The 591-nt window shown below is 41.1% G+C and carries 1 protein-coding gene; it reads left to right on the top strand.

Annotated elements, in window-relative coordinates; all coding sequences use genetic code 11:
- The coding region (locus R7190_RS29095; protein ID WP_318138096.1) for an NfeD family protein at window positions 1-447 on the top strand (447 nt) is incomplete at its 5' end.
- Between the last annotated feature and the right edge of the window lie 144 nt (window positions 448-591).

Below are 591 nucleotides of genomic sequence, written 5' to 3'. Positions count from 1 at the left end.
CTGCTTGATGGCATAACATTTTGGCACTGGCTTGCATTCGGCTTTGTGCTGCTTGCCGTTGAGCTACTTGGTACAGCGGGTTACTTTCTGTGGTTGGGGTTATCGGCGTTATTAGTGGGAGCGTTATTGGCAGTGCTCCCTTTCGGCTGGCAACTTCAATGGTTATCTTTCGCGACTTTCAGTTTGCTGACAACTTGGTTATGGTGGCGACGCCAGTGGTCAAGAGACAAACAAGATGATCAAACAAGAGATCTCAACCAAAAGTACAAGCAGTTGATTGGCCGCAGCGTGATACTTGAGGAAGATTTTTCAATTGGGTTAAACAGAATTCGCATCGCCGATACCACCTGGTCAGCACAATGTGAGCAAAATATCCCAGCCGGTACTCGCGTAAAAATCGTCGCGATCGATGGAATAATCCTCATTGTGGAGCCTATTTCTGAGTAATTTATGTCAAAGTAATGAAGTAAAGACTGCTTCATTACTTTCTTTTCTCTCAACTCTTTTTATTTCATCGTGTTATTCAATTTGTCCTTAAAAAATAAGTAATATAAATATTATTAAATTCCATCTTGTAAATCCTATTGATAT

It is taken from the genome of Vibrio sp. 1078-1, assembly GCF_033340475.1.
The sequence above is the reverse complement of the archived record's forward strand: the minus strand, read 5'-3'. Positions and strand labels throughout refer to the sequence as shown.